24 protein-coding genes are annotated in these 23,913 nt (G+C 46.5%); 16 read left to right on the forward strand and 8 right to left on the reverse strand.

The window, feature by feature from the left end; all coding sequences use genetic code 11:
• Positions 1-214: 214 nt before the first annotated feature.
• The gene (locus ASG24_RS07305; RefSeq protein ID WP_055869660.1) at positions 215-1,414 is read left to right on the forward strand and encodes a zinc-dependent alcohol dehydrogenase; all 1,200 of its coding nucleotides are present in this window, start codon (positions 215-217) and stop codon (positions 1,412-1,414) included.
• A 168-nt stretch (positions 1,415-1,582) separates the two neighbouring features.
• Positions 1,583-1,996, forward strand: a complete 414-nt coding sequence (locus ASG24_RS07310; protein ID WP_055869663.1) for a CBS domain-containing protein — start codon at positions 1,583-1,585, stop codon at positions 1,994-1,996.
• 36 nt (positions 1,997-2,032) lie between these two features.
• On the opposite strand, the gene ASG24_RS07315 is transcribed toward ASG24_RS07310, so the two are convergent.
• Positions 2,033-2,479, reverse strand: coding sequence for a DUF6232 family protein (locus ASG24_RS07315; protein ID WP_055869666.1), 447 nt, complete (start codon positions 2,477-2,479; stop codon positions 2,033-2,035).
• Between the two features lie 450 nt (positions 2,480-2,929).
• On the opposite strand from ASG24_RS07315, the gene ASG24_RS07325 reads away from it, so the two are divergent.
• The 4 genes from ASG24_RS07325 (at position 2,930) to ASG24_RS07335 (ending at position 8,103) form a co-directional block, all read left to right on the forward strand.
• Entirely contained in the window at positions 2,930-3,862 is a 933-nt protein-coding gene (locus ASG24_RS07325; RefSeq protein WP_055869672.1) for a Ku protein, read from the forward strand.
• A gap of 35 nt (positions 3,863-3,897) precedes the next feature.
• Entirely contained in the window at positions 3,898-6,543 is a 2,646-nt protein-coding gene (gene ligD / locus ASG24_RS07330; protein WP_055869675.1) for a DNA ligase D, read from the forward strand.
• Between the two features lie 283 nt (positions 6,544-6,826).
• Complete coding sequence (locus ASG24_RS14385) at positions 6,827-6,982, forward strand: DUF3309 family protein (protein ID WP_082488023.1); 156 nt, start codon at positions 6,827-6,829, stop codon at positions 6,980-6,982.
• A gap of 131 nt (positions 6,983-7,113) precedes the next feature.
• Positions 7,114-8,103 carry a hypothetical protein gene (locus tag ASG24_RS07335; RefSeq protein ID WP_200936989.1) on the forward strand — a complete coding sequence of 330 codons (990 nt, stop codon included), beginning with the start codon at positions 7,114-7,116 and terminating at the stop codon, positions 8,101-8,103.
• Between the two features lie 353 nt (positions 8,104-8,456).
• Here ASG24_RS07335 and ASG24_RS14800 read toward each other — a convergent pair whose 3' ends face one another.
• The 3 genes from ASG24_RS14800 to ASG24_RS14880 all read right to left on the reverse strand — a co-directional run bounded on the left by ASG24_RS14800 (position 8,457) and on the right by ASG24_RS14880 (position 10,675).
• On the reverse strand, positions 8,457-9,455 hold the full coding sequence (locus ASG24_RS14800) for a GGDEF domain-containing protein (RefSeq protein WP_235562345.1): 999 nt from the start codon (positions 9,453-9,455) through the stop codon (positions 8,457-8,459).
• 63 nt (positions 9,456-9,518) lie between these two features.
• On the reverse strand, positions 9,519-10,289 hold the full coding sequence (locus tag ASG24_RS14805; RefSeq protein ID WP_235562346.1) for an EAL domain-containing protein: 771 nt from the start codon (positions 10,287-10,289) through the stop codon (positions 9,519-9,521).
• A gap of 257 nt (positions 10,290-10,546) precedes the next feature.
• Positions 10,547-10,675, reverse strand: a complete 129-nt coding sequence (locus ASG24_RS14880) for a hypothetical protein (RefSeq protein ID WP_255352557.1) — start codon at positions 10,673-10,675, stop codon at positions 10,547-10,549.
• Between the two features lie 308 nt (positions 10,676-10,983).
• Between ASG24_RS14880 and ASG24_RS14390 the strand changes: the two genes are divergently transcribed.
• The 3 genes from ASG24_RS14390 to ASG24_RS07355 all read left to right on the forward strand — a co-directional run bounded on the left by ASG24_RS14390 (position 10,984) and on the right by ASG24_RS07355 (position 12,637).
• On the forward strand, positions 10,984-11,139 hold the full coding sequence (locus tag ASG24_RS14390) for a DUF3309 domain-containing protein (RefSeq protein WP_082488024.1): 156 nt from the start codon (positions 10,984-10,986) through the stop codon (positions 11,137-11,139).
• Between the two features lie 103 nt (positions 11,140-11,242).
• Positions 11,243-11,641: a PA2779 family protein gene (locus tag ASG24_RS07350; protein WP_055869680.1), complete on the forward strand. Its 399-nt coding sequence runs from the start codon at positions 11,243-11,245 to the stop codon at positions 11,639-11,641.
• 42 nt (positions 11,642-11,683) lie between these two features.
• Positions 11,684-12,637 (forward strand): PA2778 family cysteine peptidase, encoded by a 954-nt coding sequence (locus ASG24_RS07355; protein WP_055869683.1) that lies wholly within the window; start codon positions 11,684-11,686, stop codon positions 12,635-12,637.
• Between the two features lie 47 nt (positions 12,638-12,684).
• Here the strand turns inward: ASG24_RS07355 and ASG24_RS07360 are convergent, their stop codons facing one another.
• The 3 genes from ASG24_RS07360 to ASG24_RS07370 form a co-directional block, all read right to left on the reverse strand.
• Complete coding sequence (locus tag ASG24_RS07360; protein WP_055869686.1) at positions 12,685-14,277, reverse strand: EAL domain-containing protein; 1,593 nt, start codon at positions 14,275-14,277, stop codon at positions 12,685-12,687.
• 336 nt (positions 14,278-14,613) lie between these two features.
• Positions 14,614-15,096 (reverse strand): DUF421 domain-containing protein, encoded by a 483-nt coding sequence (locus tag ASG24_RS07365; RefSeq protein ID WP_200936990.1) that lies wholly within the window; start codon positions 15,094-15,096, stop codon positions 14,614-14,616.
• A 148-nt stretch (positions 15,097-15,244) separates the two neighbouring features.
• A complete protein-coding gene (locus ASG24_RS07370) occupies positions 15,245-15,949 on the reverse strand; it encodes a DUF2490 domain-containing protein (RefSeq protein WP_055869690.1) in 705 nt (234 codons plus the stop codon).
• 194 nt (positions 15,950-16,143) lie between these two features.
• On the opposite strand from ASG24_RS07370, the gene ASG24_RS07375 reads away from it, so the two are divergent.
• Positions 16,144-16,449: a hypothetical protein gene (locus ASG24_RS07375; RefSeq protein WP_055869693.1), complete on the forward strand. Its 306-nt coding sequence runs from the start codon at positions 16,144-16,146 to the stop codon at positions 16,447-16,449.
• A gap of 122 nt (positions 16,450-16,571) precedes the next feature.
• Here ASG24_RS07375 and ASG24_RS14655 read toward each other — a convergent pair whose 3' ends face one another.
• A complete protein-coding gene (locus ASG24_RS14655) occupies positions 16,572-16,748 on the reverse strand; it encodes a hypothetical protein (protein ID WP_156376538.1) in 177 nt (58 codons plus the stop codon).
• A gap of 275 nt (positions 16,749-17,023) precedes the next feature.
• Between ASG24_RS14655 and ASG24_RS07380 the strand changes: the two genes are divergently transcribed.
• The 6 genes from ASG24_RS07380 (at position 17,024) to ASG24_RS07400 (ending at position 23,885) form a co-directional block, all read left to right on the forward strand.
• Positions 17,024-17,230 carry a hypothetical protein gene (locus ASG24_RS07380; RefSeq protein WP_055869696.1) on the forward strand — a complete coding sequence of 69 codons (207 nt, stop codon included), beginning with the start codon at positions 17,024-17,026 and terminating at the stop codon, positions 17,228-17,230.
• Positions 17,231-17,380: 150 nt separating this feature from the next.
• Positions 17,381-17,551 (forward strand): DUF3309 family protein, encoded by a 171-nt coding sequence (locus ASG24_RS14395; protein WP_082488025.1) that lies wholly within the window; start codon positions 17,381-17,383, stop codon positions 17,549-17,551.
• Positions 17,552-17,805: 254 nt separating this feature from the next.
• Positions 17,806-18,156, forward strand: a complete 351-nt coding sequence (locus ASG24_RS07385; RefSeq protein ID WP_055869700.1) for a hypothetical protein — start codon at positions 17,806-17,808, stop codon at positions 18,154-18,156.
• Positions 18,157-18,231: 75 nt separating this feature from the next.
• A complete protein-coding gene (locus ASG24_RS07390) occupies positions 18,232-19,536 on the forward strand; it encodes a TolC family protein (RefSeq protein WP_235562347.1) in 1,305 nt (434 codons plus the stop codon).
• Between the two features lie 14 nt (positions 19,537-19,550).
• Positions 19,551-20,771, forward strand: a complete 1,221-nt coding sequence (locus tag ASG24_RS07395; RefSeq protein ID WP_055869703.1) for an efflux RND transporter periplasmic adaptor subunit — start codon at positions 19,551-19,553, stop codon at positions 20,769-20,771.
• Positions 20,772-20,780: 9 nt separating this feature from the next.
• Complete coding sequence (locus ASG24_RS07400) at positions 20,781-23,885, forward strand: efflux RND transporter permease subunit (RefSeq protein WP_055869705.1); 3,105 nt, start codon at positions 20,781-20,783, stop codon at positions 23,883-23,885.
• The last annotated feature ends 28 nt before the right edge of the window (positions 23,886-23,913 follow it).

Here is a 23,913-nt window from a genome sequence, read left to right on the forward strand (position 1 = left end):
TCAGTAAATATCTGATTCTATTGTCAGACGCAGCTTTTTCATTTGCTATCGCATCAGTCAAATGAAAAATCCCTGGATTTTATGACTAGCAATACCTACAAAATAATCAGAGATAGCACGCTTATCTTGGTTTTGCCCAATCTTTAAAGTTTGAAGTCGAAGCCAACAAACTGAGTCAATTTCACCAGTTCTCTTCTTTAACAAAGGATTCCCTATGCGCGCACTAACCTATCACGGCAGTAATGATGTTCGAGTCGAGACTGTTCCTGATCCCATCTTGAAACACGAGGAGGACGTCATTTTGCGGGTCACAGCAACTGCTATCTGCGGCTCTGACCTTCACCTCTATCGCGGCAAAATACCGGAAGTAAGGGATGGCGATATTCTTGGCCATGAATTCATGGGTGTCATAGAAGATGTGGGCCCCAACGTTACCAATGTCAAAATAGGTGACCGGGTAATTATTCCATTTGTAATTGCTTGCGGGCACTGTTTTTTCTGTGAGAAAAGCCAGTACGCTGCCTGTGAAACTTCCAATCCGGATCGTGGCGCATCGCTGAATAAAAAAGATACAAGACCTCCGGCTGCTTTGTTCGGCTATAGCCACATGTATGGCGGTGTCCCGGGCGGGCAGGCAGAGCTTGTGCGAGTGCCGCATGGTAATGTCGGTCCCTTTAAAGTGCCCGGGTCATTAGCAGATGAGCAGGTATTATTTCTAACTGATATCCTACCAACCGGTTATCAGGCAATACTCAATGCAGATGTCGGGCCCGGTTCAAAAATCGCGATTTTCGGGGCAGGGCCAGTGGGCCTGATGGCTGCCGCTTGTGCCCGCATGCTGGGTGTGGAAACCATTTTCATGGTCGACCATCACCAGTATCGCCTCGATTTTGCCAAAGAAGCCTATGACACCATCAGTATTAATTTTGATGAAAATAATGATCCTGCCGAACTGATTATCCAGTTAACCGGTAACCGAGGTGTAGACGCCAGTATTGATGCAGTTGGTTTTGAAGCAAAAGGCAGCATGCTTGAAACTGCCCTGACAACGTTAAAGGTAGAAACAAGCAGCGGTAAAGTATTACGTCAATGTATTGCGGCTACCCGTCGCGGCGGCATTATCAGCATTCCAGGTTTATATGCAGGTTTTATTCATGGCTTTTTAATGGGGGATGCGTTTGATAAAGGCTTGAGCTTTAAGATGGGACAAACCCATGTGCATGGTTTCCTGCCCGAATTGCTCAATAGCATTGAAGAAGGCAAATTACATCCGGCTGATATCATCACCCACCGCATGTCGCTGGAAGACGCCGCCAGAGGGTATGAAATTTTCAACAAGAAGGAAGAAGCTTGCCGTAAAGTCGTGCTGAGTCCAGGCGGATCCTCTTTAGCAAAACAGGCATTGCCCGCTTAAGCATGGCTGGCTTGTCAGAGAAGTCTGTATACAACTGACTCAAAGTCTGACGCTGCAATCAGCCTGCCACGGATGATTTTGTGGCGTTCAGATCGTTAGAATCATGCCTAACGGTGCTTCAACTTTGCTCTCGCAAGCTGGCACATAGATTTATGCAAAGGAAACAACATGCTGATTAGCCAGATAATGACACCAGAGGTAATTGTCGCCTCGCCTAACGATACCTTACGCTCAGCCGCCAGAACCATGTTGGAGCACGATTTGGGGATATTGCCCATTTGCGAGAATGATGAACTGATAGGCATGCTTTCGGATCGTGATATCACGATACGGGCGGTAGCAAGAGGCTTGTCATTGGATGACACCAGAATCAGCCAATTACTTGGCACTGAAGCGAGATATGTATTTGATGACCAGACAGTAGAAGAGGCAGCACAGGAAATGAAACAGTTTCAAATTCGCAGATTGCCAGTGCTAGACCGGGAAAATCAGCTGGTTGGCATTATCTCGCTAGCAGATATTGTCATGACTGATGAAACAGCTGCCACTGAGGCGCTGGCAGGTATTTCACAACCGGCTTAAACCGCAGCTTGTGTATTGAATTCACTGACGGCTACACTAGTAAGCACCAAGGCTGTCGCTATTGTAATCCCGGTAAATTGTTTCGCTAGAGGTAGGAGCACTTGTCACTCGTGGATTCGCATATTCCAACATTGCAGTGTCTACTGCATGAATGATTTTCTCAGCGAGCAAACGATCGTCACTGGTCAGAACCCGCTGTTCACCTGCCGAAGAGTGTATCACTAACGCATATTTAGTGCCGCCAGATACCCAGAACACGACACCGAGAAGCACTGAAAAGCCACCCAGGGCGAATAATTGGCCTTCATCAATTAGCAAAAATAACCCTGCCAAAAATAAAATAGTCGCCACAATGCGTTTAGGTTCTATCAGTTTCAGCTCTATGTGGTTGATGTCTGCGATAGCATAAGTTTGCCCGTGAATATTCAAGTGCTGATGACTGACTTTTATGTCGGTATTGCTGAATAAGATAGTTTCTTCCATGTTCTTGACCTTTTTTAATAGTTAAAAGCGAGGGTAAGAATGGATGGAGAGATGCAGCTACCAGTGTGCCCAGGCGTAATGCGTGTTATGCGAAATGCAAACGCATGCTACGGAAGTAAACAAACTACTAGGGAAGCACGAGAAGGAAAGTTTTATAACGACTGCTTAAACAGGTACTTGGTGAAAGAGTCTCAAGTGGGCTACACGAGTGAAAAATTCACAACTGTTTTCCGAAGTCAGATTTCAATATACGCTGATATAGAGATAAAGGTATATATTTTCATATGTTAATTTTCTGGCGGTAGCCTTTTAGTAAGACTTGGAAACCTTTTGCTGTGGCAGCTATTAAATTTAGTACTTTTCCTACAGGATTTTCAGCTGAATCCTGATACTTGGGGTAATGGATTAAGGTTGATTATATTTCTTCCTGATTCTTGAAAGATTCACCGCATGTCACGTCCTATTTGGAAAGGTGCCATCAGCTTTGGCCTGGTACATATCCCGGTTGAACTGCATTCTGCCAGTAGCAGTTCAGGTATTGACTTGGATTTGCTGGATAAACGTGATTTTGCACCTGTCGGTTATAAACGCTATAACAAAGTGACGGGTAAAGAAGTAAAGCAGCCGGATATCGTCAAGGGCTATGCCTATGAAAAGGATGAATATGTGGTGCTGACCGATGAAGACTTGCGCAGGGCCAATCCTGAAAGTACCCAGACCATCGATATCCTGTCCTTTATCGATACCAGTGAGATCCCGGTATTCTTTTTTGAACAACCTTATTATTTAGTGCCCGGCAAAGGCGGCGAAAAAGTGTATGCCTTATTGCGGCAGACATTGGAGAAATCCGGCAAACTGGCCTTGGGGCAAGTGGTCATCCGGACCAAGCAACACCTGGCTGCGTTAATGCCATTCCAGAAGGTCATCGTCCTCAATCTTCTGCGTTACCAGGAAGAAATCAGGGAGCTACCTGAAGTAGCCGAACCTAAAACCGGCAAGCAATCACTGGTATCCGCCAAAGAGGTTGAGATGGCGTTATCGCTGGTAAAAGATATGTCTGAGCCTTGGAACCCTGAGCAATATCAAGACACTTACCGTCAGGATGTGCTGGCGCTGGTCAAGAAAAAAGTCAAAGCCAAGCAAACGCATACATTGACAGAACCCGAGGCTGAGGGAAACGTTCCGCGTGCATATTCATCCAGCAATGTGGTTGACCTAATGCAATTGCTCAAAGCCAGTATCGGGGATAAAACGGCTAAGTTGGGAGTGACTAAATCCAGGTCAAAATCCGAAGCGGAAAAACTGATAGCCAAGTCCAAAACGACAAGTAAAAAAATAGCCGAGTCTAAAGCAGACACGCCGCAGCGCAAACGTTCTGCCTAGCGCATTCATTAGACAGTTGATAAACCGGTAAACACATGGGCTTACAAAAATACTGGAAAAAGCGTGATTTCGATATCACCAGTGAACCACGTGGTGAGGTGGAAACGGCTGGGAAGCATTTGCGTTTCTACATTCAAAAACACCATGCGCGCCGGTTGCATTATGACTTCAGGCTGGAACTGGACGGCACGCTGAAAAGCTGGGCAATACCAAAAGGCCCCAGCCTGGATCCTGCCGACAAACGGCTGGCGGTAGAGGTAGAAGATCATCCTTTAGCTTATGGGACTTTTGAAGGCGAGATTCCCACTGGCCAGTATGGGGCAGGGCATGTGCTGTTATGGGATAAAGGTACCTGGGAACCGATAGGCAATGCGGCGGAAGGTTACAAAAACGGCTCATTGAAATTTCAGCTGCAGGGCCACAAGTTGCAGGGTAAATGGGCGCTGGTGCGTATGAAAAGCAGGCCCGCAGATAAAGACGATAAAACCAACTGGCTGTTGATTAAAGAACAAGATGATGAATCCCGCACAGGTACCAAGGCACAGATTACCGAAACTGCGGCTGAGTCTGTCAGTGCTTTGCCTGACATTCATGATTTATCGGCAGATTTCAATACTGATAAACCAGCTCGAAAAACTACTGCAAAAAATATTTCATCCAGACAGGCACGCCAGCCCATGCCGGAAACTTTCAAACCGCAACTGGCGACGCTGGCAACCCATGCCCCGGAAGGTGATCAATGGCTGGCTGAGTTGAAATATGACGGTTACCGGGCGCTGACGCGCATTGAAAAAGGCAAGGTCAGCATGCTCACGCGCAACGGCCATAACTGGTCAGCCAAATGGCCGGGCCTGGTCAAAGCGATGGCTGATTTACCGGTAGATTCTGCGTGGCTGGATGGCGAAGTGGTGGCAATTGGGCCGGATGGCCATATCAGTTTCCAATTGCTTCAAAATGCCATGCGGCTGGATAAGGAAGCTACACTGGTCTATTTTGTTTTCGACCTGATGTATCTGGATGGTTATGACCTGACGGCATTGCCACTGATAGACCGCAAAGAATTATTGCGAGAGTTACTAGCCAAAAAAGATGAGGCTGATGAAGAGGCACAGGGTCCCATCCATTTCAGTGATCACGTAGAAGGTCATGCGGGTGAAGTATTCCGGCAAGCGTGCTTGTTGGGTCAGGAAGGCGTGGTGGTAAAAGATGCACAAGCGCCTTATGTGCAATACCGGTCCGCAGATTGGTTAAAGGTAAAGTGTGGCATGCGGCAAGAGTTTGTGGTGGCAGGCTATACTGATCCCGCCGGGAGTCGCGAACACTTTGGCGCATTGCTACTTGGCACTTATGATGCAAATGATAAAGATAATAAAGGAAAAAGCCAGTTACGTTATGCCGGTCGCGTAGGCACCGGTTTTGATGCCGAGACGCTGAAGATGATTGCCGGACAATTTCCTAAATTGCTCACTGCAAAGACTCCGTTCGTAAATCCCCCCAAAGGTAAGGAAGCCATTGGTGTGCACTGGCTAAAGCCTACGCTGGTGGCAGAAGTCAAGTTCGCGCAATGGACTAATGAGGGTTCAGTGCGGCATGCCAGTTTTGTAGGGTTAAGGAATGATAAACCTGCCAGACAAGTCACGCATGAAACTATGCTGGCGCCGGAGCACATTGATAGAAAAACACCCGTAGAAACACGTCAGAAAGAAACGACGCGGGATAAAAAAGCTGTACCTGAAAAAACCGCTAGTAAAACATCGAGTTTAACACTCGCAACGTCTGCTAACGGAGCACGGATTGCCGGTATCAAACTTAGTAATCCTGCCAAAATACTCTATGCCGAAGATGGCTACACCAAAGCCGATATTGCCAGTTATTACGCAGATATCGAGCAGTGGATAATGCCGTATTTACAAGACCGGCCACTGTCTATTGTGCGTTGTCCGGATGGTTACCATAAGGCCTGCTTTTTCCAGAAACATGTGGCTGATGACCGGGATAGCCACCTGCAGTCAATACAGCTTGATCCTGCCGGAAAAGACGCGAAATACTTTATTGCCAATAACCTGCCCGCCATCATCGAACTGGTGCAGTTAGGGGTACTGGAGTTACATAGCTGGGGCTCACGTTATCCGGTAACGTCACTGGCAGACCGTTTGATTTTCGATCTGGATCCGGGCCCTGATCTTGCATGGCAAAAAGTCACTGAAGCCGCCAATTTACTAAGAGGGCTGTTACAAGAGGTCGATTTGCAATGTTTTGTGAAAACCACCGGCGGCAAAGGTTTGCACATAGAAGTGCCGATTAAAGCGGATTACCCATGGGATATTGTGAAAGCTTTTACGCGCGGTATTGCCCAGTATCTTGAAGACCAGATTCCTGAACGATTCACTTCCAGTATTTCTAAAAAGAAACGCGAAGGGCGCATCTTTATTGATTACCTGCGCAATGGTTCAGGTGCCACCGCTATCGTTCCGTACTCCACGCGAGCCCGCACAGGTGCACCGGTGGCTACACCATTGACATGGGATGAAGTTGGCAGAGATATTCAGGGAGATAGTTTCAATATCATGAATATTGGGAAACGATTGTCGCAGCTGAAGTCTGACCCCTGGAAAGAGTATCTAAAAACCAAACAAAAACTTAGTCCAAAACTAATCAAATTATTTACCAAAGCAGATTAAGCAAATTTTTCGCGTCTGTGACTTCAATCAGTACCAATACTTCATTAATTTCCCTGTACTAACTGTCTTCGCTGTAAAAGCGTCCGAGAATTCCTACAAAAATTTCAGATTAAATTGTATGGAGCTGTGTATGACAAATACGCATGATGGAGCCTTACTCTAAGAGGCTTTTTACTCGAAGCCTCTTTAGCGAAACTTCCAGTGTTTAGCAGCTTAATGCTAGGTACGGAAGTGATCGTGAACAGTTCAATCCTTTATTCAGTATTTGGTTTTGGAGGGAATCATGTTGGGTAATGTTGTGATCGGGTTTTTAATTTTTGCATTGTTATTTGTATTGCCAACATGGCCATACAGCACCAAATGGGGTTATTACCCGACGGGTATTTTAGGTTCAGCGCTTGTTCTATTGCTGATTTTGTCACTGGCCGGATTAATTTAAAAATAATTAAACAACCAAGTGAGAGACGACCTGATTAACCAGAAAAGTGATTTCCCCGGTTAGCAAGGCACAGATGTGGACCGGTGTTAGCAGTTTAAAAATATTTTAATTATAAATTTTGGAGTTACATCATGGCACAAGCTAATTTATCAAATGATCCGCTAGTGGGTCGAAACACCACTCTCACCTCTGTCGATACGACTAACAGGAGCGCAATCTCATGGGCTGCGATCCTGCTTGGCGCGGTTGCTGCTGCAGCACTTTCACTGATTTTATTCATACTGGGTACAGGCCTGGGTCTTTCCTCTATTTCACCATGGTCACATGATGGTGTAACGGCTGCCACTTTTGGTATTGCTGCGATTATCTGGATCACTGTGACTCAGGCACTAGCCTCAGGTTTGGGTGGCTATTTGACAGGTCGCTTGCGCGTTAGATGGCAAGATACAGACCCTGATGAGGTCTATTTCCGCGACACCGCGCATGGCTTTATTGCCTGGGGTGTTGCTACATTGCTAACGGCTGCGCTGTTGACATCGGTGATTGGCTCTATTGTTAGCACAGGTGTGCAAGCCACTGCCAGCGTTGCCGGCGGTGCAGCAACTGCAGGTGTGGTTGCTGCTGCTCACTCGGGGATTAGTAAAGATGCTGGCGATCAGGCAAGTGGTGCTTCGGCATATTTTGTAGATGCTTTGTTCAGGCCAGCGCCTGCAAATACTGCAACAGATTCTGCGGATCATGATCCATCTTCAAATGCTGCGCACCACCATGCCGCCATGACTGTTCCACAGCAAGACGCTGTACCTAGTGCAGAGGTAAGCCGCATCATTGCAACTTCAATTGCCAATGGTGCATTGTCTGCTGAAGACTCAACTTACCTTGCGCAACTGGTTTCGCAACATACCGGTTTAACCCAGCAGGAAGCTGAAGCACGCGTTAACCAGATTTACACAACCGTGCAGGACAAAGCCAAAGAAGTAGAAGTGAAAACTAAAGAAGCCGCTGATGCAGCTCGCAAAGCTTCAGTTGGCATCAGCTTGTGGTTATTTGTTTCCCTGTTGATCGGCGCTTTTTCAGCTAGCCTGGCCGCGACATGGGGCGGTCGTTGCCGTGATGCGTAATTAGCTTGTGAAACCCTGGCTGACAAAGCCGGGGTTTAATGAAGTGAAGTGAATCATTAAGGCCCAGCTTTTTAAATTATCAGGAGAATTAACATGCGTTCATTACTACTTTTCTTTTTAGGCGTGCCTATTCCATTGATTATCTTGATTGCTTTGTTCGTGCGTTAATTTGCAAAGTGATTATTAACTATTAGTTCAGGAGGTTGTTATGCGTTCATTATTACTTTGGTTTATTGGGGTTCCAATTCCAATTATTATCCTGATTGCGTTATTCGTACGCTAAATCAGAAAAGGCGAAGCTGGCTTCGCCTTTTTGCTTTTTATAACTTTCCATTTTTATAACTTGTGCTCCTTTAAAGCCTGCGTTCAATAAACAAACTATTGCCCGGCATTTTTTTAGCCTGCTTTTTTGCCAGGCTGACGGCGGATGACAACTCATGCTGTGAGCGGAATTTTCCTGGTTTCACTTTAACTGCACCAATAGACAGGCTGACGAAGGGATATTCAACCACTTTGCCTTGCCTGTCTTCAGCCACAATGCCGCCTACATCTTTGTGCGCTTCATCATAGAAGTTTGCGATATCTGCTTCCATACTCGCCAGGATTTTCTTGCAGCGTTCCTGCCAGTCTTCACTCTGGAAAATCACAATAAAATCATCGCCGCCGATATGGCCGACAAAGTCAAAATTCTGGTCTACATTGCTCAGCAACAATTTTGCGGTATAGCTGATGATTTCATCACCACGCCTGAAACCATAGATGTCGTTATACGGCTTGAACGTATCCAGGTCAAAATAGCAGACGCTGAATTTGCATTCTGAAGCGAGTAATCTTTCCAGTTGCTCATTGATGGGGACGTTACCCGGTAATAGTGTGATCGGGTTCGCATAGCGGGCGGCATTGATCTGCATTTGTGTCACTTCACGCAGTAAATCCTGTCCGCGGCCAATGCCCAGGTAGCGGCCGTTGTCGGTAATAATAAAGCCGTTGCTGAAGTGCTGTGCCTCTTCAGCGATAATGTCACTCAAAGCTTTCAGGCTCATGGATTTTTCGACTATCAGCGGATGCGGATCCATAAACGTCTCTGCGCAGCGACGGTTACCATATAACTCCCGGCGGTAAGGCCGCGCCAGATTATCTATCATGGTGTAGCGGGTAATCAGGCCGATGGGTGTTTCACCGTTCACAACTGGTAGCATGTGAATATTGCTGTCCGCATCAATCACGCGCATCACCTCGTTATTGGTCATGTCCGCTTGTATCGGCGGAATGTATTTCAGCAGTTTGCTGACGTTGGAGCGGTGGTCGAGTGCGATATAGCTGTTCTGGTAAAGGTGTAGTGTGTTGCGCACCAGCTGTTTTTTTATATCTGCATCAATCGACTGTATCAGGTCAGCTTCTGGCCGGCCAAGGTATTACCCCTGGCCAAAATCAATTTTCAGGTCTTTGATGATACTCAGTTCTTCAAAGGCTTCAATGCCTTCGGCGATGACTTTGGCACCGGAGTTCTGGGCTATCTGCTGTATCGAGCGGACGAATTCAAATTTGACCTGGTCCAAGTGAATGTTGCGGATGAAGTGCTTGTCGATTTTCACATAGTCAGGCTTCAGTTCTGACCACAGGCGCAAGCTGGAAAAGCCCTCACCCAGATCATCCATTGCAATCTCAAAGCCTATATTGCGGTATAACTGTACCGCTTCTCGCAACTGGCCGTAATCCATATTACGGGTCTGCTCGGTCACTTCAATAATAATCTGTTTCGGTTCCAGCCCAAGGCTGGCAAGGTAGGCCAGAGTTTCGCCTTTGTTGGGCGCCGACATCAACAGCATCTCCGGCGTGCTGTTGAGAAAAAGCTTGCGCGTCTTGCAGGTGGCCGCGTAATTTTCGAGCACGATTTGGCGACTGAGATGCTCCATTTCCGGAAGGTAGTCACGCTCCTTTGCTGCTTCAAACAGATGCAGAGGCGCGTGTAGGCTAGTCCCTGCCGGGCCGCGGATCAGGCCTTCGAATCCATAAATATCCGCACTGTTCAACGACACAATAGGTTGGTAAACCGAGGTCAGACTGCGGCTTTTTAAAATATCCACGATGGTTTTTGACTGAAGATCCAGGCCTGCAGAAAAACGTGTTAGCTGGTCTTCTCCCCATTTGGCCCCCCAACTATAGGCCAGGTTTGCGAGGGCCATATTCGCGAGAGATGGTGGTGTGGAGTTCATGGGTAGGTAATGGGTATATGCGAGCATCGCTATTTATTATTTGATTTCAATTTAATAGCAATAACGTTAATTAATTTCGCTAACTTAAACCCTAAACCCCGAATTTGGTCGATTTCACAAAAAATTCAAAATTAGGTGGAAGATGTTAACCAGATAAACACGGGTATCTTTGATTGCTTGCGAACATACAAAAAGCCTCAAAATTGAGGTCTAACATACAAAAACAGCTAGTCTTCCAGCAAATCCTGCCTAAACAAGTCTTCGTGGATACGTGACGCATAGGTGCCTTGCGTGAACAGATTTGGCTTCTGCGCCTTCATAGTGTAGCCCAACATGTTAATAGCAAGGTTAGGCATGGTTTTAGTTACCTTGCCTATCTGCCATGTGCTACTACTCCTGCACAGAGAGTGGTGGGGGAAGAGCATATGAAATTGCTAACGCTCACTTTCATCAGGAGATATGGAGTAATTCCATGCCGGCAACCACCATCACCAATCGGATTCAAATTTACAGAGTCAGTTTGTATCAGACTATTCCTACAAATAATTCAGCCATACTTGCATGGCGTGTTTGCTGACAGGGCGCCATGATTGAGCCTCGATTAGTAAATAACTCAAATTAAAATTGCCTGATTGGCAATACTATCTGTCTAGGAGACCGCGCGATGCTGAGAACTGTGCTGCTTGTGATTCTAATTCTTGCTTTAATCGGGGCTCTGCCAGCCTGGCCCTACAGTAGCGGCTGGGGTTACTACCCAAGTGGCGGGCTCGGTTTAGTGGTACTCATCATTTTGATACTGGCACTTACCGGAAGGTTATAAATTCGATTGGCTTAGAATTCATTTTCTAAGCCAATTCTTTGTAATCTGTTAAAGCAATCATTTTTTCAAACTATTTTAATTAATTCAAATGAGGAAACATATCATGATCATGGCTAAACGTTTTTTAAGTGCCTTTGTGGCACTTTCAATTTTCTTCACAGGCTCCATTCAAACAGTGCAGGCGGCCATGGTCAGTACCGATCAGGTGGCGGAATCGGCTATCACAGTTAAAGGTGAGCAAGACCGCGCGAAGATTGTTGCTATGCTTTCCCGTGACGATATGCAATCAGCATTGGAAGCACGCGGTATTGACCCGGCTGAAGCCAAATCACGCGTTGCAGCGCTGACAGATGAAGAAGCCAATTCACTGGCAACTCAATTGGATAAAGCGCCAGCAGGCGGCGGCATTATCGGTGCGGTCGTGTTGGTGTTCCTCGTATTATTGCTGACTGATATCCTCGGTTTCACCAAAATCTTCCCGTTTACACGTTCAGTGCGCTAATACATTATCATCTCGCTAATAATTGCGAGATGAGTAGTTAAAATGGGTAACATCAAAGCCAGACTGTATTATTTAAGCATGCTGGCTTTTTTGTGCCTGCTAACAGCGTGTGCTGCCCCTGGCGTACGTGAAGCGACCAAGCATTCACAACTGCCGCGCCGGGCTGAGCTCACCCAAACCCCTTTCTTTCCGCAGGAGCAATACCAGTGTGGTCCCGCCGCATTGGCAACTGCTTTAACCGCAGTCAATATTTCAGTCACCCCCGAACAGTTGACCCCGGAAGTCTATGTGCCCAGCCGGCAAGGCAGTCTGCAAATTGAAATGCTGGCTGCAGCCAGACGCCATGGTGCAGTCTCGGTACAAATACCTCCAAAACTCGAAGCAATCATGCAGGAAATCGCAGCAGGTCATGTAGTGGTCGTGATGCAGAACCTGGGATTTTCCTGGATACCCTCCTGGCACTATGCAGTAGTGGTTGGCTATGATGCAGATAAAGAACTGGTATGGCTTCGTTCAGGTCCCTATAAACGCCAGGAAATGTCGCTCAGTGCTTTTCAGCGCACCTGGGCCCGTAGCGAACATTGGGCTTTTGTGGCTTTACCGCCAGGGCAGTTGCCAGTGAGTGTGGAAGCAGATGAAATCGCCAAAGCGCTGGTTGCTTACGAAAAGAATGCGCCAGCTCCAGCGAGAAAAACAGCTTACTATGCCGCCGTGCAACGATGGCCTGATCACTTGGTGTTATTGATAGGTTTGGGAAATGCAGCCTATGCCACAGGGGATTTGCCTTTAGCGGCTTCCAGTTTTAAACATGCTACTGAAGTCCGTCCAGAATCCGCTGCTGCCTATAATAATTTGGCTAATGTGTTACTGGCGCAGAAACAAATCATACAAGCCGAATCCGCTGCCACCAAAGGCCTGACGCTCGCGGGGGAGAATGAAAAGTTGAAATCGCAAATTACCCAGACTTTGCTTGAAATCCGTCAGCAGAAGAAATAAATCAATCAGAAAGCAGCGTTTTTGCAAATGCTGTAAAAAGTCCTTAATCAAGTATGCTTATCAAGGTAAGCATAAAAATCTTTTCTTTTTAATGATTTTGAGAATAGCCAGCCTTGCACATATTGAACCCCGCGCTCTTGTAATATCTTCGCCTGTTCCTCTGTTTCCACGCCTTCAGCGACCATACCCAGTTGTAAGGTTTTTGCCATTTCAATAATGTGGAAAGCAACGTGGCTAGTAACGGCATCAGTGCCAACAGAGTCGACAAACGTCTTGTCGATTTTAAGGTAGTCCAACTGGAATTTGGTCAGGTACGACAAGCTGGAATAGCCGGTCCCAAAATCATCAATCGCTACCATTACGCCACATTCACGGATATTTTTGATAGTAGTCAATGCTGCTTCATCATCAAGAAAACCACGTTCTGTGACTTCAATCAATATCTGATTGCCTTTGGCACCGGTCGATTTTTTAAGGGTTTCTATCATCGGCATCAATGCGCCAGAACGAATATCATGCGATGAAATATTAATGCCTACGTGAAAGTGTTTGTGCATGTTTAATGCTGTGTGCATGTCTTTTGCCACTAGCTCAAACACCCGCTGCGTAATTTGGCATATGACCCCCGAGGCTTCTGCGGCAGGGATAAATGTATCCGGACTGATAAAGGTATTGTCCGGCGTTCTCCATCTAATCAATGCCTCTGCCCCGACGCAGCGTTTATTTTCCAGATTTATAATTGGCTGGTATTCCAGGTAAAACTCGTTTTTGGCCAGTCCTTTCAAAATGGCAGATTTGGTTGAGTACCTGGTTCTTTGCATGTAAATGAAAATGCCACCAAGCGACACCCCCACCAACATTGCCAGCGGGATCAGTATCTGGATAAAGGAGACCAGATCATCATGAATATCCTTCAATGGTATAGCTGCAACCACGCCGGTTAAATTCAGCTTGTTAGGCGCCATATACACCAGCATGTGGCGTTCTTTATCAATAAAAGTAAGTGCTTGCTTACCTCGGTAAGTTTGTAACCACTCGGGGGCGATCTCGCCTCTAGAGGTATACAGTTTATGTTCCTGTATACCAAAAATGGCCACTGAAACATCGGTACTACCCAATGCCTCAATCGCGTGACTAGGCACAAGGACAATGGCCCATCCGGCTTTTTCCATCACTACCAGGTGATGGTTTTGCCAATCGGACACTTTCAGATTGGCATATAACCTGGTGCCATCCGGCTCAATTCTTGAAGGATTACCGAGGGAAACACCATCAAAAACTTCTGCAATCGAGGAGCATACGATACGGTTATCTTTGACGTGAGCCACTGCCTGCAGGAAAAAACCGGCGATATTGAATTCCTGCATTTTCTTGATATGGCGGGGTGCACAGGCCTCTTGTTCCGGGACGGATTCAAAGTGGTGAACGACATTGGCGAACTGCGTGCGGGTACTATTCATCCGCATCAAAACCCCATTGGTGACTTCACGCAGACGCTTGGTTTCTTTTGAGATGGCTTGATTTTGCGCAATCATTAACGATAAAAAAATCGAAACAAAGGCTGTAACCAAAATCAGCAAAACAGTAATGCCGGTCAGGACTTTATTGTTCCTCCAGCCTATATTTAATAGTTTGTTCAATTTTGCACCCTTCCAAAAGTCAGTCTTATCGCTGCATGGTTTATACACATCGGCCTAAAGCTGGCCAATGGTAATCAAGGGGTAAACGTGGGCGAACTCGAAATGATTGAATGCACGCGATGCACAAGAGTGATAAACATAATTATTTTTTTTCTTTAGTGTTGATGGATATCGTTCTTGAAACTAATAGAGACAATTATATTTATGCAAATTATCACTATAGTCTAGTTATCGGCACATGTTGACGAGTCTGAAGTGCAGAAAGATGAAATTGTTAATTTTTTTTATTTTATAGGGTTTAGTAGTAAAACCTGGCTGTATGCAAGCGTACTGAAATCAATTTTCTTCATAGCGGACAACGCTGATTTCTCCATCCATCTCGATTTGCATTTGTTTAACCTCTGAAACTTGGCCTATACCTTCTTCTCTTAATTTGGCCATAATTTCATCTTTGGTGACAAATTCCTTTCTCATTTCGCGCAGTTGCAACACGCCATTTTTTATCAGTACCAGTGGCGGCGCTTCTACCATTCTCCTTACCCATTTGTATTTGAAGCTGAGCCAGTCAATCAACATGTTCCAGAATACTAAAACTGCAATGAGTACCAGACCATCGGAAATAGATTTGGAATCGCCACTCATGGCGTTTTGTGAAGCATCCGCAATAATCACCACAAACAGAAAATCACTGACGCCGACGCTCCCCATGCTGCGACGCAAGATAGACCTGAAGATCAGGAATAAAAACCAGTAAACAACCGAGCCTCTGAGGATGATCTCCCATAGCGGAACGGTTAAATGAAATACAGACAAATCCATCTTTTTAAACCCCTGTTTTGTATTGAGGACTTGCCTCTCCTGCATGCTACAAAACTGCAAGCAATTGCATTGTCAGATTGGGCGCAAAGTACTGTAGGAAAGTACTGAAAATAAATCCTGGTTTAAGCAAAGACAGAAAATATCAATCTTAGAATTTGAAACCTACTGTTGTACTAATGACATGGTTTTCGAGATTGTGGGTAGTTTTATTCACTATCTGGTTAAGATAGCCGGTCTCCAGTGTGCAGCGCTTATTTACTTTCCAGTTAACCCCTACAAAGAGACGGTTCTGGTCTAAGCCACGATGTGCGCCCCAATCAGTTTGGTCCACGTTGACAAACAATTCATCGGACATCACATAAGAGAGCGCAGGATAATTCGTCACTGCCTTGGAGGCCTTAAACATTTGCCGCAACCTATGCCCTGTGTCATGAAAACCTTCGCGGGTTCGCTCTTCCAGTCGGCTGCGATTGGTAAAAGTGATTGATTGGACAGGATCGAATTGATACTGGAACTGCTGCCACCAGCGATTTTCCTGGTAAGAAGATTTTCCATCTGGATGACTGGCTATCGTATCGTGACCCAACCAAAGGCTGGTTTTTGAATCCGGTTTGTAAAACACGGCCGGGCGCAAATAAAGATTATCCAAGTGCTTTCCCTCATTCCGCCATCGCGGGTTGATATCCATATCCCAATAAAAATTCTGAACCGGTAATTCACCCTGCATGCGCAGATTAAACCAGTAGCCACTATCTTCTTTGAGACCAGCATCAGCCTTGATTGAGATAAGAGAGACAGAGGTCAAAATAAGTACTCTCAATGCAAGAGCAATTGTTGAACTACGTTTTGTCATGGCGATATTTTTCCTCTTTCTATTTAAGAAAAAGTGTATGCCATGCAGCTGAATTAAATCTTAATTTGCTTTATCCAGGGTCAGTATTTTGTCTGAACATTCCTACAGGCAATTCAGCAAGATGGGCATAGCGACTTCTTAATCAGCAGGGCAAGATAGTTTCATAACCAACCACAAATCTGAGGAGAGTGAATATGTGCGGAGAATCACAAATTGATAAAACTGAACCTAATAACGCTGTTGAAACAGATAAGCTAAATACGCCAGAACAGAATGCACAGTTACTAATAAGTATTTTTGTGAACCATTTCAAATTACTTACGGGTGAAGCATTGCTGACGAACAAGTTAAGTGGAGTCTGGTATGACAAGCAAAAAAGCGAAGAAGATATGGTGAGTGGGATTGAATATGCAAAAAAACAGGAATGGATCACTCCGCTGGATGATGCATTCAGACTAACTGAAGCTGGTTACGCTTCAGCCAAACAGCAAACAAACTAAGAGCAGAATTCATAGATATTTATCAATGCTAGTTGGTAGCTATACAAACCTATTGAGCATTGAACATGCATACATTATGGTGGCATTCAAAGTGAATGCCATTCATGTGGATGATTTAAATATCATTGTGTATTGTCGCCAATGATGTCTGGCTGGATATCAGGTTCGGCAGGTTCAACTGGTTGATATGGGGTGTCAGGATCAGGTTTTATCGGCTTATGGGTTTCTTCAGGAAATATCGGATGATGAGTGTCGTCCTGTTGCCCGAAAAAATGCTGTTCTATGAGTGAATAAGACATTTTTTAATACCTGTGTTTATAGGAAAGTGGTTCCACAATACTGCGCTGGGCACAGTGTTTTTATAGGTAAATCCCTGAATGTGATGTAAGAATTTTTTGATAAGAATAAGCTTTATATACGATAAGAATTCCTACGCCTGTTTCATAAACTGACTGACAGTTAGGCACATGCAAATCACGTAAAATTGAATCTAATTATTTGCAGTATTCCAAAACCTTCCCTGCACTAACAATCCACCATTCATGTGTTGGCAATTCTTGATAAGGAGATTGATATGCTAGACAGATTACATCCAGATTATTTTGATTCCGACAGAGTAGATGAGGCTTATGCAAGCTCATCGGATACTAACCATTCCCAAACACGTGAAAAATTACGTGAAGATCATCTTCAGAGGCGGGAAGGAAAATCCGCTACGCGAACAGTTAAACAGGCGATGGCGATTAAGCATTCAAAAGCGCTGAAAAATGCACATGAGTAGCGTTGTCTGAACTTTCCTACAAAAAGTTCAGCATTAGTTGTATGGCAGGATTTCTTGATTTTGGCGATGATTGAATCACCCAATTAATTAAGATAAATTCAACACTACATGCAGTAACAATGATGTAGGATTGATTTGCAGGAGAACGCTATGATGAGTGCCTTGCTTATTGTATTTGTCGTTTTAGCTGCCATCAGTGCAGCGCGTACTTTGCCTTACAACATTCACTGGGCTGAATATCATGCCAGCAAAGGCGTAATGGGTGTAGTGGTCGCAGCATTGATTATTCTGTCATTTACGGCAGGCTTCATTGATGTTTAGTGCTGGAGATAGGCTGCCTGGCGAACATATTATTGCCTATCTCTTTTGAAGAGCACTATTGTTCAAGTTGTATTGCCATTACTCGTTATATGGATACGCTATCATAGTCACTTAAGTATCCGAGTTCGGCGAAGCTGATGTTCGCCCCATTATTTTTGGGTGCTTCCGCGATTCGAATTAGCATTCACCGCATGTGTATCAATCTTAACCAGGTTTCTTGACTATTAAACTGGTAATTGCTAAATTGAAAACGCATGCATCCATTGTTTAAAAAATTTCTGGCTTTGATCGCGCTGCTTTCTATCATAAGCTCGTCAGCGTGGGCAGTGTCGCCACTTGTGATAACTGACGATATCTTCATGCCTGAAGATACCCAATTACTGGACGTTCATTTACAGAAAAAAACGCAGGAAAATTCTCAGCAACATCAAGAGTCAACCTGCAATCATGCCTGCCATTTTTCAGCGCATATTGTTGGATTGGTTTCCAATGGAATAGCGCATGTTATGCCTGCACTGGATGCAGGTGTCTATACTTTCCCTATTCCCTCTCAGGTTAATCACCCTTTTCTCCAAGGCCTGTACCGCCCTCCTATCCTCTGCTAAATCATGAGTCAGTCAGATGCTTTCGGCATCTGTAAATATGATTGATTTCGAGAGGTATTCACTGTGTTTATCCCTATGTTTGAGACAGGGTTGCAGCGGCTTGCAACGGCTGTCAGTGTTGGTTTATGGCTATCACTCAGCTTCGCCAATGGGTCATTACATGCAGCACCATTAACGCTGGAACAAGCCTGGCAATTTGCTGCCAGAGGTAATCCTGAATTACAGCGCCAGATTGCGAACCAGAATATTCCTGACGGTGACTATCAGGATGCCAAAGGGTTGCTTTACTATAATCCGGTAGTCAGTATGGATATGCGGCAACGCAGCATTGCCCAATCACCTGGCGCCAACAGCAGGCGCGGGGAGTGGGGCGCTGGCATTGCGCAGACGTTTGAAATTGCCGGCCAGCAAGGCTGGCGTAGAAATGCCGCGCAACAAAGCCAGCAGGCCATTGCATTGGATATTGCTGAAGAATACCGCACGCTGCATGCGCAAATGGAAGAGCAGTTTGTGACTGTGCTGGCTATCCAGAAACGCATAGAAGTGGAACAGCGGATCCTGAAACTGATAGAGCAGAATACCGCTTTATCACGCAAGCGGGTTCAGGCGGGTGAAGACAGCCTGCTCGATGGAAATCTGGCGGTAGTGGATTTCGAGCGTGCGCGCAATCAACTGAGTGCGTTGAATGAGCAATTGGTGCGTGCCCGCGCGCAACTGGCAGCTACCTTGCAATTAGGTGAAACAGAATTACCTGCGGTGTCAGGGGAATTGATGCCGGTGACCCATGCTTATACTCTCAGCGACCTGCTGGAAAAGTTAACTGACCGTCCTGCCATTCAATCACTGGGTGTCAAGGAATCTGCCGCCCGGTCCAGATTAGAATTACAGAAAAACCTGACTTATCCTGACCTCACTGTCAGCGTCAACAATAGCCGCGAAGCGACGGTTGCCGGGGATGACAATATCACCTCACTTGGCGTATCGCTGCCGCTACCCATCTTCCGCCGTAATGGTGCTGGCATTGGCCGTGCCAGTGCCGAGTTAACACAATCTGAAATCAATCGTGCTGCATTGACGCGTAATGCGAAAGCGGCGATCCAGGCGGCCTGGGTACGCCGCGAAAATATCCGCGAGCGTATTAGCCGTTTAAATAAAGAAGTCTATCCACGACTGGAAGAAAATCTCACACTGGCAAAGCTCGCCTTTGAAAATGGCGAAATCGGCCTGCCGCAATTATTGATTCTCCAGCGCCAGGCGGTGGATGCGCAACGCGATATTATCGACGCCCAAAAAGATATGCGGCTGGTGCAGATCGAACTTGAGTATATCTCTGGGTGGGCGATGCCTGTTTTACCAGCGCCGACTTTTTCAGCACCATAAAGCAGGATAAAAGAATGCATAAAACACTCATAAAATTACAGCGAAGCAATGCAGTTTGGCTGGTGTTATTAACAATATTGCTCAGCGCATGTAACCCTGATAGAGATTCGGAATCTGCACATACAGACAAGCCAACATCGCAAACTCAACACCAGGAAAATAGCGGACATCAGGAAACTAAAGCAACACTCACTTTCAGCGAGGCTGAGTTGCAGCAGTTCGGTATTTCTGTGGCGCCGGTTGTTAAGCAGCCATTGCAGGATCAACTCACTTTCACAGCCAATATTGTTGCCAACCAGAATAAACTGGCCCATGTCACGCCACGTATTGAGGGCAAGCTGGCCAAAGTGATTGCTAATCTCGGGGACCAGGTGAAAGCAGGGCAGGCACTGGCCGAAATCGATAGTATCCAAATGGGTGAAGCGCGGGCGCAATACCGCAGCTCAAAAAGTGAGTTGTCCCTGGCACAAGCAAACTATGAACGCATCTCACGTTTGTATGCCGATAAAGTGGTGCCGCAGAGGCAGATGATTGAGTCGCAAGCTGCGCTGGAGAGAGCAAAGTCAGCTTTTTATGCAGACTCTGAGCGCTTGAGAATGTATGGTGGCCTGAATAAACAAAACAGCTTAAATGGCGGCTCTACGTATGTGCTGACCGCGCCATTTGTGGGCACTGTGCTTGAAAAAAATGCGGTGATTGGCGAACTGGCGAAAACCACTGACAGTATTTTCACCATTGCCGATATGTCTACCGTCTGGATTGAGGCAGATATTCCGGAAAGTGATTTAAAAGATATATCGATAGGCAAAACCGCTACCGTTAGCGTCAGCGCTTATCCTGAAGAAACCTTTTCCGGCAAAGTAGGTTACCTGGCGAGCATAGTCGATAAAACCACGCGCACCGTGAAAGCGCGTATTGAATTACCCAACCCCGAGCGCAAATTACGCATCGATATGTTTGCTACCGCAGTCCTCAGTCATACGGCCGCCAGGGAAGCGCTGGTGGTTCCGAATGATGCGGTGGTGGTGATTCAGGGTGTTCCTCATGTCTATATTGTGCAAAATAAAGCCGGGCATCAGTATACGTTTGAAGCCAGGCCGGTCGAGCCAGGTCAGCGCGTGAATGCCAATGTGGAAATTAAAAGCGGCCTGCGCGAGGGTGAAAATATCGCGCAAGCGGGTGTTTATGCCCTGAAAGCACGCCAGCTTAAATCACAAATCAGCGATGAACACTAAGGGGCGCGTATGCTGCATTGGATATTAGAAACGTCGCTGCGTTACCGGCTGCTGGTGATTCTGGCTTCACTATTGCTGGTCTTTTTCGGGGTGAGAGCCTGGCAGAATGTGCCACTGGACGCTTTTCCGGATGTTACCCCGGCGCAGGTGAATATATATACGGAATCGCCAGGCCTGGCTTCGGAAGACGTTGAAAAGCTAGTCACCTTCCCGGTGGAAAGTGCATTGGCCGGCCTCAAGGGTATTGAGCACATCCGTTCGGTTTCTTTGTTCGGCTTGTCGTATGTCAGCGTGTATTTCAAAGATCATACGGATATCCAGCAGGCACGCTTTCTGGTGAGCGAAAAACTGGCAGAGGTAAAGTCGCGCATTACGATGGGTGATGGTGGCGCGGGCTATGGCGAGCCAACCCTGGGACCTAACACTTCAGGCCTGGGGCAAGTGCTTTGGTATACCTTAAAGTCGGACACCATGAATGCCATGGAGCTACGTACTTTGCAGGATTGGACAGTGCGTATGATGGTGCGCACTGCGCCGGGAGTGGATGACATTACCTCATGGGGTGGTCAGGAAAAACAATTCCAGGTGCAGATAGATCCGCAAAAACTGTTTAAATATGGCTTAACTTTTGCGCTGGTGGTTGAGCGGCTCACCGCCAATAACCGGCAAGTGGGCGGCCAGTTTATCAATGTCGGTCAGGAACAGTTTCTGGTACGCGGATTGGGCCTGGTCAAAAATACGCACGATATACAGAAAATTGTCGTGGCTGAAAATCAGGGCGTTCCAGTCTATGTGGAAAACATTGCTACTGTCGTCGAAGGCCCCGGCTTACGCGTTGGGGCGGTAACGCAAGATGGCAAGGAAGTCGTCATGGGGATGGTGCTGGCCCGCCTGGGTGAAAATGCCCAGCAGGTAGTGAATGCAGCCAAGCAAAAGCTGGCACTGGTAAAAAAGGCACTACCTAAAAATGTGACGCTGGAAACGGTATATGACCGCACGGCGATAATTGACAAGGCGATTCATATGGCAGACCGCGCCATGCTAGAGGGCGCGCTGCTGGTCATCGCAGTGCTTTTCCTGTTATTGGGTGAAGTGCGCGCTGCACTGGTCGTTGTGGTTGCTATTCCTTTGGGACGATTAATTGCGTTTATCCTGATGGAACAATATGGTGTCTCGGCCAACCTGATGTCACTGGGTGGGCTGATTATTGGTCTTGGCATGACCATCGATGGGCCTCTGGTACTGGTGGAAAATTGTTTCCGGCGATTGGCGCAGCATGCCGGAAACTCTGTGAATAAAACCCAGGTGATATTGCAAGCTAGCCAGGAAGTCATCCATCCGATTGCGTTTGGGGTATTGATTATTATCGTGGTGTTCCTGCCGATATTTTCGCTGACAGGTCTTGAAGGCAAGCTGTTCAAACCCCTGGCGATCAATATGACATTTTCCATGATAGGGTCAATGCTGCTGACACTGACGCTGATTCCTGTGCTTTCATCACTAGTGCTTAAGCTACAGAAAGTGCATATTGAAAAAGACCCTTGGTTGATTCGTTACTGTAAACCCGTTTATCTAAGAACGCTGCAATGGAGCCTGGGCCATAGCAAAGTGATTGTCGCTGTGACCACGCTCGCATTTTTGGCCGCAATTGTCATGTTCCAGTTTTTGGGTAAGTCGTTTATGCCCAATTTGCAGGAACAGGATATTTTGTTCAGGGTCACCAGTATTCCTTCCGCCTCACTGGATCAGTCGATTTCGATATCAGACCGAGTTTATCAAAGCCTGAAAAATATGCCGGAAGTGAAAGGCAGTGTCGCCATGATAGGGCGGGCTGAAAAAGGCGAAATCGCGGATGTAAACTACATGGAAATCCTGGTCCATTTACACCCGGTATCCGCCTGGCCGCAGAAAATCAGCTACCAGCAACTTGCCCAGAAACTGCAGTCACAGTTGGAAAAGCAAGTGCCCGAGGCGGTGATAGCCGCTACCCAACCGATACAAATGCGGGTTGAAGAATTAATTTCCGGGGTCAGGGCAACCTTGTCTGCCAAAGTGTATGGCGATGACCTGGCAACCATAGACCGCATTGCTAACCAGGTGAAAAGCACGATAGAAAAAGTGGATGGCGTGACAGACCTGGCGTTAGAAGCTAACTTGGGCAAACCGCAATTAACTATTGAAGTAAACCGCGAAGCGATCGCCCGTTATGGAATCAACGCAGATGATGTATTACAGATAGTGCAATCCGGCATTGGTGGCAAGCCGGTGTCCACCGTGCTTGATGGCGTTAAGCGCTTTGCAATCCAGGTATGGTTTCCGCCCGCCTATCGGGATAATCTCAAAGCCATCGGCGACATCCCCATACCGACGGCACAAGGCGCATTGATTCCACTCTCGCAGGTGGCGACATTGAGCACAGAAGAAGGTTATGCCTTTATCCGTCGTGAGCAATTGCAACGTTATGCAGTCATTCAAATGGATGTACAAGGGCGTGACATTGATGGTTTCGTGAAGGAGGCACAAGCCGGTATCAATCAAAATGTGATGTTGCCAGCAGGCTACTGGATAGAGTGGGGCGGCGCGTTCGAAAACCAGCAACGCGCACTTACTAAACTGGCAATCATTGTGCCACTGACAATAGGCCTGATTTTTGTGCTGTTATATACCGCGTTTAATTCTATTCGTTATGCCGGGTTGATACTCGCCAATGTACCTTTTGCCGCCATGGGCGGCATATTTTCGCTGGCCATTTCCGGACAGTATCTTTCAGTGCCGGCTGCGATCGGCTTTATTGCTGTATTTGGCGTGGCGATGTTGAACGGGATTGTGCTGGTTTCATTCATCAACAGTTTGCGCGCTGAGGGGAAAAACATTCGGGAAGCGGTACTTGAAGGTACGGCCTTGCGTTTGCGGCCAGTGATGATGACAGCGCTGGTGGAGATATTCGGGCTAATTCCGTTTGTGCTAGCTACGGGCGTGGGTTCAGAAATCCTGCGGCCATTAGCGATTGTGGTGATTGGTGGGCTATTCACAGCTACCCTCTTAACGTTGATATGCCTGCCGGTAGTCTATGACTGGATGGAAACCCGGAATGCTAAAAGCCAAAGCAATTAACCAGGAGTGAACACTGACTTTTAAACAC

This window comes from Methylophilus sp. Leaf414, from assembly GCF_001425425.1.
Classification (GTDB): domain Bacteria; phylum Pseudomonadota; class Gammaproteobacteria; order Burkholderiales; family Methylophilaceae; genus Methylophilus.

What these genes read in the sequence shown, in the direction of transcription:
- ASG24_RS07305 (WP_055869660.1), top strand. Translation starts at nt 215, where the DNA reads ATGCGCGCACTAACCTATCACGGCAGTAATGATGTTCGAGTCGAGACT.
- ASG24_RS07310 (WP_055869663.1), top strand. Translation starts at nt 1,583, where the DNA reads ATGCTGATTAGCCAGATAATGACACCAGAGGTAATTGTCGCCTCGCCT.
- ASG24_RS07315 (WP_055869666.1), bottom strand. Translation starts at nt 2,479, where the DNA reads ATGGAAGAAACTATCTTATTCAGCAATACCGACATAAAAGTCAGTCAT.
- ASG24_RS07325 (WP_055869672.1), top strand. Translation starts at nt 2,930, where the DNA reads ATGTCACGTCCTATTTGGAAAGGTGCCATCAGCTTTGGCCTGGTACAT.
- ligD (WP_055869675.1), top strand. Translation starts at nt 3,898, where the DNA reads ATGGGCTTACAAAAATACTGGAAAAAGCGTGATTTCGATATCACCAGT.
- ASG24_RS14385 (WP_082488023.1), top strand. Translation starts at nt 6,827, where the DNA reads ATGTTGGGTAATGTTGTGATCGGGTTTTTAATTTTTGCATTGTTATTT.
- ASG24_RS07335 (WP_200936989.1), top strand. Translation starts at nt 7,114, where the DNA reads ATGGCACAAGCTAATTTATCAAATGATCCGCTAGTGGGTCGAAACACC.
- ASG24_RS14805 (WP_235562346.1), bottom strand. Translation starts at nt 10,289, where the DNA reads ATGGCCCTCGCAAACCTGGCCTATAGTTGGGGGGCCAAATGGGGAGAA.
- ASG24_RS14880 (WP_255352557.1), bottom strand. Translation starts at nt 10,675, where the DNA reads ATGCCTAACCTTGCTATTAACATGTTGGGCTACACTATGAAGGCGCAG.
- ASG24_RS14390 (WP_082488024.1), top strand. Translation starts at nt 10,984, where the DNA reads ATGCTGAGAACTGTGCTGCTTGTGATTCTAATTCTTGCTTTAATCGGG.
- ASG24_RS07350 (WP_055869680.1), top strand. Translation starts at nt 11,243, where the DNA reads ATGATCATGGCTAAACGTTTTTTAAGTGCCTTTGTGGCACTTTCAATT.
- ASG24_RS07355 (WP_055869683.1), top strand. Translation starts at nt 11,684, where the DNA reads ATGGGTAACATCAAAGCCAGACTGTATTATTTAAGCATGCTGGCTTTT.
- ASG24_RS07365 (WP_200936990.1), bottom strand. Translation starts at nt 15,096, where the DNA reads ATGGATTTGTCTGTATTTCATTTAACCGTTCCGCTATGGGAGATCATC.
- ASG24_RS07370 (WP_055869690.1), bottom strand. Translation starts at nt 15,949, where the DNA reads ATGACAAAACGTAGTTCAACAATTGCTCTTGCATTGAGAGTACTTATT.
- ASG24_RS07375 (WP_055869693.1), top strand. Translation starts at nt 16,144, where the DNA reads ATGTGCGGAGAATCACAAATTGATAAAACTGAACCTAATAACGCTGTT.
- ASG24_RS14655 (WP_156376538.1), bottom strand. Translation starts at nt 16,748, where the DNA reads ATGTCTTATTCACTCATAGAACAGCATTTTTTCGGGCAACAGGACGAC.
- ASG24_RS07380 (WP_055869696.1), top strand. Translation starts at nt 17,024, where the DNA reads ATGCTAGACAGATTACATCCAGATTATTTTGATTCCGACAGAGTAGAT.
- ASG24_RS14395 (WP_082488025.1), top strand. Translation starts at nt 17,381, where the DNA reads ATGATGAGTGCCTTGCTTATTGTATTTGTCGTTTTAGCTGCCATCAGT.
- ASG24_RS07385 (WP_055869700.1), top strand. Translation starts at nt 17,806, where the DNA reads ATGCATCCATTGTTTAAAAAATTTCTGGCTTTGATCGCGCTGCTTTCT.
- ASG24_RS07390 (WP_235562347.1), top strand. Translation starts at nt 18,232, where the DNA reads ATGTTTGAGACAGGGTTGCAGCGGCTTGCAACGGCTGTCAGTGTTGGT.
- ASG24_RS07395 (WP_055869703.1), top strand. Translation starts at nt 19,551, where the DNA reads ATGCATAAAACACTCATAAAATTACAGCGAAGCAATGCAGTTTGGCTG.
- ASG24_RS07400 (WP_055869705.1), top strand. Translation starts at nt 20,781, where the DNA reads ATGCTGCATTGGATATTAGAAACGTCGCTGCGTTACCGGCTGCTGGTG.